At 66.6% G+C, this 6,973-nt stretch carries 8 protein-coding genes and 2 pseudogenes; all 10 read right to left on the reverse strand.

Annotated elements, in window-relative coordinates; translation table 11 throughout:
- A pseudogene (locus RTU05_RS16265) lies at positions 1-979 on the reverse strand (transcriptional regulator); the annotation flags it as partial.
- Positions 980-1,037: 58 nt separating this feature from the next.
- Positions 1,038-1,892: a flagellin gene (locus RTU05_RS16270; RefSeq protein ID WP_312599377.1), complete on the reverse strand. Its 855-nt coding sequence runs from the start codon at positions 1,890-1,892 to the stop codon at positions 1,038-1,040.
- A 135-nt stretch (positions 1,893-2,027) separates the two neighbouring features.
- Positions 2,028-2,300, reverse strand: coding sequence for a hypothetical protein (locus tag RTU05_RS16275; protein ID WP_312599378.1), 273 nt, complete (start codon positions 2,298-2,300; stop codon positions 2,028-2,030).
- A gap of 83 nt (positions 2,301-2,383) precedes the next feature.
- Positions 2,384-3,214: a flagellin gene (locus RTU05_RS16280; protein WP_312599379.1), complete on the reverse strand. Its 831-nt coding sequence runs from the start codon at positions 3,212-3,214 to the stop codon at positions 2,384-2,386.
- 143 nt (positions 3,215-3,357) lie between these two features.
- Complete coding sequence (locus RTU05_RS16285) at positions 3,358-4,170, reverse strand: flagellin (protein WP_312599380.1); 813 nt, start codon at positions 4,168-4,170, stop codon at positions 3,358-3,360.
- Positions 4,171-4,450: 280 nt separating this feature from the next.
- Positions 4,451-5,269: a flagellin gene (locus RTU05_RS16290; RefSeq protein ID WP_312599381.1), complete on the reverse strand. Its 819-nt coding sequence runs from the start codon at positions 5,267-5,269 to the stop codon at positions 4,451-4,453.
- A 371-nt stretch (positions 5,270-5,640) separates the two neighbouring features.
- Positions 5,641-6,120, reverse strand: a complete 480-nt coding sequence (locus RTU05_RS16295; protein WP_312599382.1) for a hypothetical protein — start codon at positions 6,118-6,120, stop codon at positions 5,641-5,643.
- Positions 6,117-6,500 (reverse strand): M15 family metallopeptidase, encoded by a 384-nt coding sequence (locus RTU05_RS16300; RefSeq protein WP_312599383.1) that lies wholly within the window; start codon positions 6,498-6,500, stop codon positions 6,117-6,119. The genes RTU05_RS16295 and RTU05_RS16300 overlap by 4 nt, the downstream gene beginning before the upstream one ends.
- Positions 6,497-6,760: a hypothetical protein gene (locus tag RTU05_RS16305; RefSeq protein WP_312599384.1), complete on the reverse strand. Its 264-nt coding sequence runs from the start codon at positions 6,758-6,760 to the stop codon at positions 6,497-6,499. Before RTU05_RS16305 ends, RTU05_RS16300 begins: the two co-directional genes overlap by 4 nt.
- Positions 6,757-6,973 (reverse strand): annotated as a pseudogene (locus tag RTU05_RS16310) (hypothetical protein); the annotation flags it as partial. The gene RTU05_RS16305 and the pseudogene RTU05_RS16310, both read right to left, overlap by 4 nt.

Consider the following 6,973-nt stretch of genomic DNA (forward strand, 5'->3'; position numbering starts at 1 on the left):
GATCGGTCCACCCTGCCCGCCCCTCGACCCAGAAGGGATCGTCGACGCCCTGCTGGGCGCCGGGCGCCGCGCCGCCGTCGGCCTGAAACTTCAGCAGCTGCCCCGCGCCGTTGGCGCCGGAGCCCTGGGTCACATAGACCGCATCGGACGTATCGACGGCCTGGAAGCCGACGGTCTCGCCCACGGCGCCGCGCACGCGCAGCGCCCACTGGTCCGGCCCAGCCGGCAGGGTGATGGTCTTGGATCCGCTCTTGATGACCTTGGGCTGGCCCTCGATCATCTGACGCTCGACGCGGGTGTCGACCCCGGCGGCCTCCAGCGCGCCGTTGATATGGGCGATCACATTATCCATCGTCCGGGGCGTGGCGCCCATGTCGGACAGGTCGATCCCGACCGACTGCGTCCCGGCGTTGGTGCGGATGGTGACGGCGAACTTCACGTCGCCCTGAAACGCCTTGACGCTGTCGCTCAGCGCGCCGTCGTGGATTGGGGTCGTGGTGAAGGTGGTCTGGGCCTTCTCCAGCGCGAAGCCGGTCTTGACCGTGGACTTGGACACGCCCTGCACCATCCGCACGTCCTCGAAACCGGCGGACTTCAGATAGTTGGACATCTCGACCATGCCCGCTTCGAACCGCTTGCCGACCTGGGCGGCTTCCGCGCTGCTCAGGCCCTTGGCGTTGGCGCGGTCGGCTAAGGCGCTGAGGGCGTTCAGCCCCTGATAAAGGGCGAACAGCTTGCGATAGTCAGCCGAGGCGCCGGCCATATCCAGATCGACGGCGGCCTCGTTGATCAGTCGCCGCCCGGCCAGCGCGGCGCGCACCATGTCGCTGGCCTTGGGCGCCGCAGCGGCGGCGGTGGAGGCCCACGGCGCCGTCGGCTGGGTCTTCCTGGCCTTTACAGGCGCGGCCATGCCGATCGGCGACGACGACGCCCCCGTCGACGTCCCGAACAGACCCAGCAGATAGCTGTTGTTGATCATTCAGGCGGCTCCGCGTCGATCATGCCGCCCGGCCCGATAACGAACCCTTAAATCCCGATCAGCCCTTGAACAGCGACAGGATGATCTGCGGCGACTGGTTGGCGATGGACAGGGCCTGGACGCCCAGTTGCTGCTGCACCTGCAGGGCGGTCAGGCGGGCGCTTTCCTTGGCCATGTCCGCATCCACCAGATTGCCGATGCCCGCCTCCAGCGCATCGGACAGTTTGCCGACATAGGTGGTGTGACGTTCGATCTGCTTGGACTGGGCGCCCAGTTCGGCCAGACGCGCGGTGCTGGTGGAGATGGCGGCGTTGATCCGCGTCAGGGCGTTGTCGGCATTGGCCTTGCTCAGCAGATCCGGCGCCGTCGTGGCCGGCGTCGCCGCGGCGTTGGCCGCCAGACCCAGACCCGCCAGCGTCAGGTTCTGGCGGTTCAGCGTGATGGTTTCCGCACCATCGGCGCTGGCCAGGAAATTGACGCCGGCGGTCGCCGACCCGTCCAGAATGTTGGATCCGTCGAAGATCGCATTGTCCGCGAACGACTGAATCGACTTCAACAGCGCCTGGAACTCGTCGTTGTAGGAGGTCCGCATCGCCAGGGTGGCGCTTTCGTCGGAGGCGGCGGTCGCCTTGCTCTTCAACTCGACCAGCAGGTCCGAAATCTGCTCGCCGGCCGCCAGCGACACATCGGCGATAGAGGTCGCGCGTTTCAGGCTGGTCGCGACGGCTTCCAGCGATCCGCGATCCGCGCGCTGGCCTTGGGCGACGGCCCAGACGGCCGCGTTATCCCGCGCGCCTTGAACCTTCAGCCCCGTATTCACCCGGCTCTGTGTAGAAGCCAACTGGTCGTTGGTTCGATTCAGGTTCTGCAGGGCGATCATCGCCGAGGTGTTGGTGTGGATGCTGGTGGTCATGGCTTCAAGCCCCGGACGTTCTGTTCCGTCCAGAGTTAACCATGAGTCGTGATCGGAGTGTTAACGCGCCGGAAACCATGATTGCGCCGTCCGGCGAGCCGGCGGCGTTAACAGTTTCAGAGCCGATCCCAGTCGTCAGACCGAGGTGTCGACCACCTTTCCGCCACGATAGGTCGGATCGACGGCCAGCATCTCAACGTCCTCGCGCGGCAACTGACGGATAACCTCGCCCGTCACCCGGTCCAGGACCTTGTAGACGTAGCGATTGTGGCCGATCGCCTCGATCGTCAGGCGATACTGGCCGACGTCGCTGTTGTCGTTTCGGGCGTGGGGGTGCGCGACCGGGCCGGACGCAGGCGTTGAAGGGATCGGGGGTACGCTTGTTACTCTCGCGACATGGTTTGTCATGGCTCCCCGCGGGAATGGATCCCCGCGCCTCTAGGGGTGACGGACGCTCGGCCGGGGCGACGGGGCCGCCCCGGCCGGTCGCCTTAGCGGAACAGGCCCAGCAGGATCGAGCTGGACGAGTTGGCGATCGACAGCGCCTGCACGCCAAGCTGTTGCTTGGTCTGCAGGGCCGTCAGCTTGGCGCTTTCCTTGGCCAGATCGGCGTCGACCAGATTGCCGATGCCGGATTCCAGCGCGTCCTGAAGCTTGCCGACGAAGTTGATCGTGCGACCGACCGACTTCGACTGAGTGCCCAGGGTCGCCATGTCCGTGGTCATAGCCTTGATGGCTGCGTCCACCTTGGTGGCGAAGGCGGCTGTGGTGGCGGCGTCCGTCGGAGCGGCGGCGGTCGCCGTGATGTCGGTGATCGCCGTGGCGGCCGCCTTGTCCGTCGTTCCAAAGCCGATCTGGTAGGTGTTGCCCGTCGATGCCGTCGAGGTCGTGACATTGGTCGCCGTGGTGGTGTTCCACAGGTTCACGCTATCGAAGCTGGCGCCTTTCAGAGCCGAATCGACCTCCTTGCCCAGCGCGTTCCAGTCGGCCAGATAGGCCGCCTGGGCGTCGCCCGACGAAGACGCGATGTTGACCGCCAGGGCCTTCATCTCCTGCAGGGCGGACACGGCCGTATCGCCCGCGGCCAGGGCGACGTCGATGATCGACTGACCCCGTTGCAGCGAGTTCTTGACCGCATCCTGCGCGCCCATGCTGGCCCGTTGGCTCGTGGCGATGGCGAAGATTGCGCCATTGTCCTTGGCCGACGACACCTTCTGACCGGTGCTGATCCGGTTTTGGGTCGTCGACAGCTGAGCGTTGGTGGCGTTGAGGTTCTGCAGGGCGATTGCAGCGCCGTAGTTGGTATTGATGCTGTTAGCCATTTTGGCTGTCCTTCTTCACTTCGTGATGGCCGTCGCCGTTTTGGCGACGGGAGCGTTTTGCTCAGGGCGTTGGCGGCCGGCCGAAACCGGCCCCCGGTGACGAAGCCTTGGCGCGCCGTCGAAACGGATCACGCCTCCGGGCCTCAGCGGAATAGGCTCAGCAGGCTCTGGCTGGAGGAGTTGGCGATCGACAACGCCTGCACGCCCAGTTGCTGCTTGGTCTGCAGCGCCGTCAGCTTGGCGCTTTCCTTGGCCAGGTCGGCGTCCACCAGATTGCCGATGCCGGCCTCGGTCGCGTCCTGCAGCTTGCCGATGAAGGTCAGCTGACGGCCGACCGACTTGGACTGGGTGCCCAGGGTGGCCAGGCTGGTCGTCACGGTCTTGATCGCGGCGTCCACGTTCGCGACGGTCGCATTGGCGGCCGTGATCGCGCCCGTGTTGACGGCGGTCAGGGTGGCGTCTGCCGACGGCGCAGCGGCGAACCCGATCCCATAGGTTCCGCCCGACGTATTGGTCGTCAGGTTGGTGACGGCGGCCGTGGTCCACAGGTTCACGCTGTCGAAGCTGGCGCCCGAAAGCGCGGAAGCGACTTCCTTGCCTAAGGCGTTGTAGTCGGCCAGATAGGCCTTCTGAGCATCCGAGTCCGTTGCTGACGATTGGATGTTGACCGCCAGGGCCTTCATCTCCTGCAGGGCCGAGGTCGCGGTGTCGCCCGCCGCCAAGGCCACATCCACGATCGACTGACCGCGTTGCAGCGAGTTCTTGACCGCATCCATGGCGCCCATGTTGGCGCGCTGGGTCGTGGCGATGGCGAAGATGGCGCCGTTGTCCTTGGCCGAGGAGACCTTCTGACCGGTGCTGATCCGGTTTTGGGTCGTCGACAGCTGAGCGTTGGTGGCGTTGAGGTTCTGCAGCGCGATGGCCGCGCCGTAGTTCGTATTGATGCTGTTAGCCATTTTGGCCGTCCTTTTTCACTTCAAGTGATGTCCGGCGTCATTTTGACGCCAGGAGCTTTTTGCTCGGTGGGTAAGAAGCAATTGCCGGGCCAGGCTCGTCGGCCCGCAATCCTCATAAGTCACTGATTTTACGTGTTAACCTATGATTTACCATCCTTCCTTCTCGGCAGAAATTGCCGAGCCGTACGCTGCACCCGGCAAGATCTGCCTAGGTGCAGGCATGATGTACGGGGCGGACGCGCGACTGGCCCGCGCCCGACCGTGACGCCGAACCGCCGCCTTAGTTGCGGAACAGGCTCAGCAGGATCTGGCTGGAGGAGTTGGCGATCGACAGCGCCTGCACGCCCAGTTGCTGCTTGGTCTGCAGCGCCGTCAGCTTGGCGCTTTCCTTGGCCAGGTCGGCGTCCACCAGATTGCCGATGCCGGCCTCGGTCGCGTCCTGCAGCTTGCCCACGAAGGTCAGTTGGCGCCCCACCGACTTGGACTGGGTGCCCAGGGTGGCCAGGTTGGTGGTGACTTCCTTGATCGCCGCATCGACGATGGTGGTCGTGGCGCCGGCCCGATCGACTGCGCCGCCCGAGACAGCCGTGATCGGGGCCGCCGCCGCCTTGTCCACCGTGCCGAAACCGATCTGATAGGTCCCGCCGCTGACGCTGGTGGTCAAGCTCGTCGCCGTGGTCGTGTTCCACAGATTCACGCCGTCGAAGCTGGCGCCCTTCAGCGCCTTGTCGATCTCTCCACCCAGCGCATTGAAATCTTTCAGATAGGCGGCTTCGGCGTCAGAGCCGGCGACGGACGACTGGATGTTGACCGCCAGCTGCTTCATCTCTTCCAGAGCGGCGGTGACGGTGTCGCCGGCGGCCAGGGCCACATCGACGATGGACTGTCCGCGTTGCAGCGAATTCTTGACCGCATCCATGGCGCCCATATTGGCGCGCTGGGTCGTCGCGATGGCGTAGATCGCGCCGTTATCCTTGGCGCTGGCGACTTTCAGGCCCGTGTTGACACGGTTCTGCGTGCGATCCAGCTGAGCGTTGGTCGCATTGAGGTTCTGCAGCGCGATGGCGGCGCCGTAGTTCGTATTGATGCTGTTAGCCATTTTGGCTTTTCCTGTTCACTTCGTGTGATGTCCGACGCCATTTTAGCGCCAGGAGCGTTTTGCTCGGTCCCATCAGGAGCAAGGGCGGGGCCAGTCGCCAAGGCCCGCGCCGGGCCGGCCTCGCCTTGATTTCATTGAACTTATAGACCTGATGGGCGCAACGACCCGGCAAGTCCGGCCGTCGGGCGGCAGAAGTTGCCGAGTCGTTTCTGCAGGGCTTTCACCGGCGCGCGCCCTGCCCGGGCTGTTGCGCGGCCTGCATGGCCCGTTCGGCCAGCAACGTCTCGACCGCCAGGCGTCGCGCGCCGTCACAGGCCACGATCTGGGCGCCGCGCAGCACATAGGCCGCCTCCAGATCTCCCGCCGTCGGCTCAGCCGGCAGGACGGCCAGGGCGCAGGGCCGCGTCGCCGCCGGCGGCAGGGCCAGTCGCGGCGGCGCAACCGTCGAGATCGGGCGCGATCCGGCACAGCTGGCCGTCATGATCGCGCAGACGATCAGCGCGACGGGGGTCCAAGGGTTGGTCGGCGTCATCGGCGCTCCTGGCCTGGACGAGGATGGCGGCGGTCGCCCGCTCGGCCTTCGTCGTCTTCTGTTGATAGTGGTCGACGCGCAGCGCCTGATCCGCCGCGCCTTCAGCCTCCAGTCGCCGCGCCCGGTCCTGCGCCGCCGCTTCGGTCGAGGCTGTGCGGGCTCGATCCTGCGCGGCCGCCAAACGCTTCTGCTGAAGGTTCAGCGGGTCCCAGCGAAAGCCCAATCCGCCCAGCAGGACGACGAGGCAGATCACGGCCGCCACGCCCGCCGCCATCCAGCCCACCGGCGTCAGGACGCGAAACAGCGACGGCGGGCTCATGGAAACGCCTTTCGATCCAGCTCGAAGTGCGGCCCGTCGCGCAGCGTCTTCCAGTCGCCGCCCCAGATCAGGGGCGTCTTCCGCTCAAACGCCGCCGCCTTGAACGCCTCGGCGATCCGGCCATACAGCGGCCAGTCCCAGCGCACCTGCCCCTCGACCAGGGCGGCGACATCGACGGCATGGCCGGTCAGGTGGCGCGACCGCTGGGTGCGGCTGGCCCCGGCCGCGAGCAGGGCCGCCTGACGCGCGGGCGTGCGCAGCCCCTCGGTGATCATGAAGTCCACCGACGAGCGGACGATGGCCGCCTCCACCACGGCGACCAGGGCCGGATGCACGCCCTGCAGCCGCGCGCGCGACCGGACGGAAAGACGAAAGCTCATGGCCGCCCTCCCGGCATCCGCAGCCGCGCATTGGCCGACAGGGCGATCAACTGCTGGGCCGTCGGCGCCACCAGATAGAGGACCAGGATCAGGGCCAGCAGCCCCATCAACCCGTCCGCCGTGCGCGGCAGCATCTGGGGCGGCATCCGCCCCACCACCTGCATCAGCAGAACCCACAGCCCCGCGCTGACCGCAAAGGCGTAGAGGCGGCGAAACAGCCAGCGCCCCTCGGCCAGGGGTTTCTGCACACGTCCGCTCATCGTCCGTCCTCCTCGTCATAAGGGGCCGGGTCGCAGCGGCCGTCCCAGCCCGACTGCGCCCGCCATTCCGTGTCGCTGAGACTATCGGGCGCTTCCCACGCCTCGTCCTCCAGCACCTCGACCGGCTCGGCCGGATATCGACGCCGGCTCATCCGAACACCGTGATGCGAACCGCGCCGCCCGCGCCCGCACCGCCGGCGCCGCCCGCCGTCA

This window comes from Brevundimonas sp., from assembly GCF_032017145.1.
Lineage (GTDB): Bacteria > Pseudomonadota > Alphaproteobacteria > Caulobacterales > Caulobacteraceae > Brevundimonas.